Raw genomic sequence first — 1,577 nt, 5'->3', positions numbered from 1 at the left:
ACTAGCTTCATATCTTGATTATACCTGATAACGTTCTTAAAATCTATCGGTGGCCAAAGTTACTTATTTTAGCTATCTAGCTACAGAAATGAGTAGCTTTAAAAAGCTTTAGGTAGGTTTTTGGTTTCTGTGGTTAACCCCGATCCTCGTTTTAGCTCCCTCTCGAAAATCTATTGCACCACAGCCTTTAGTCACCTTCATCCCGATCATGTAAATTTTCCGCTACAATCGAGAGTACTAAGACTCAGGCAATTGTAAAGTAATATTAATGATAGATTTTAATACCCTCGCTGAATTTTCCCGCAACTATTGCGTCTCGATTTGTGCCTTTTTAGTACCCGCTAACTTAGTAACCACCCTTTTAACCGTTCTTTTTCTCTATTTCGGTCGTCCTACCCGTCAAATCTTCCCCATTGCTTCCCTAGCTTTGTTGTTCGCTGTCACCATGTTTCTCCACGTCGCCACCTGGTTGATGATTGGTGTGGTTATGGCCCCCACTTTTATCCTCTTTGGACTAGGTTTAACCTGTTTTCTGATCAATTTTCAAGCCATCAGCGATCGCCAAAGTTTGGAACAGTTATTACACACTGGGGTTAGTCGTCTGGCCCGCTCTTTCAACTAAGGAAAAGCGCCAAGACTTCCCCCTTCCCACTTCCCCCATAGTCGAACCAATAGGCTAATCTTGATGCGTCCAAGAGCGATGGGCCAGACGCAAACCCCAATCGAGCAGATAACCAATCGCGCCAATAACGAGAATCACCGCCATCAACTCTGAATAAGCGAGTCGATCGCGTGTATCGAGAATATAATAACCCAAACCCGCACTAACCCCCAGCATTTCCGCCGGGACAAGAACGATCCAGATAATACCTATAGCCAAACGGAAACCAGTTAGGAGATGGGAGAGGATCGCAGGCAGAATAATCTGGAAAACCGTTTCCCCTCGGGTAGCACAGAGACTGCGGGCTAAAGTCAACCAAGAGCGATCAACCGCATTAACCCCGGCAGCCGTATTGAGAAGGATCGGCCAGATAGCCGCCACCGTCAGCAAAAAATACACCGGTAGATCACCAATTCCCAAAACCATCACCGCTAAAGGCATCCAAGAAAGGGGCGAGATCATGCGTAGAAATTGAAATACAGCCGACAAAGCCGATTCAAGGGAGCGATACAACCCGATTAATACCCCCAACGGCACACCGATGGCACTAGCGAGAACCAAGCCCACAATAACCCGGCGGCAACTGGTGAGGATATGGGGCATAATCTCCCCCCCAACAAAAAGACGTAATAAAGCGACAAAAGATCGCTCAGGGGAAAAATCATTTAAAATCGGGTTTGAGTGCCATAGAGGACTGGTAAATAGCCACCAGAGCAATAATCCAAAACCGATACCCCATAAGGGTAGTAAAGCTCTTGGCGGGGAGGTCAAAGATTGGGGAGCATCTCACTTACGCGATAAGTAATTATACTTAGCCTAAAAGCCACTCTTAATCGTGTCTTGGAACGAAATAGAGGCTTTTAAAGACTGCGTACATGGAGAATTAAAACAAGAATTACCCTCGAAAAGCCTATTT

The 1,577-nt window shown here is 45.7% G+C and carries 2 protein-coding genes; one reads left to right on the top strand and one right to left on the bottom strand.

Annotation, left to right across the window (positions count from 1 at the left end):
• The first annotated feature begins 268 nt into the window (after nt 1–268).
• Nucleotides 269–622 (top strand): hypothetical protein, encoded by a 354-nt coding sequence (locus tag ACE1AQ_RS22840; RefSeq protein ID WP_110545894.1) that lies wholly within the window; start codon nt 269–271, stop codon nt 620–622.
• 54 nt (nt 623–676) lie between these two features.
• Here the strand turns inward: ACE1AQ_RS22840 and ACE1AQ_RS22835 are convergent, their stop codons facing one another.
• Complete coding sequence (locus ACE1AQ_RS22835; protein WP_110545895.1) at nt 677–1,432, bottom strand: ABC transporter permease; 756 nt, start codon at nt 1,430–1,432, stop codon at nt 677–679.
• Nucleotides 1,433–1,577: the final 145 nt, after the last annotated feature.

The sequence above is a fragment of the Microcystis sp. BLCC-F209 genome, assembly GCF_041928595.1.
Taxonomy (GTDB): Bacteria; Cyanobacteriota; Cyanobacteriia; order Cyanobacteriales; family Microcystaceae; genus Microcystis.
The sequence above is the reverse complement of the archived record's forward strand: the minus strand, read 5'-3'. Positions and strand labels throughout refer to the sequence as shown.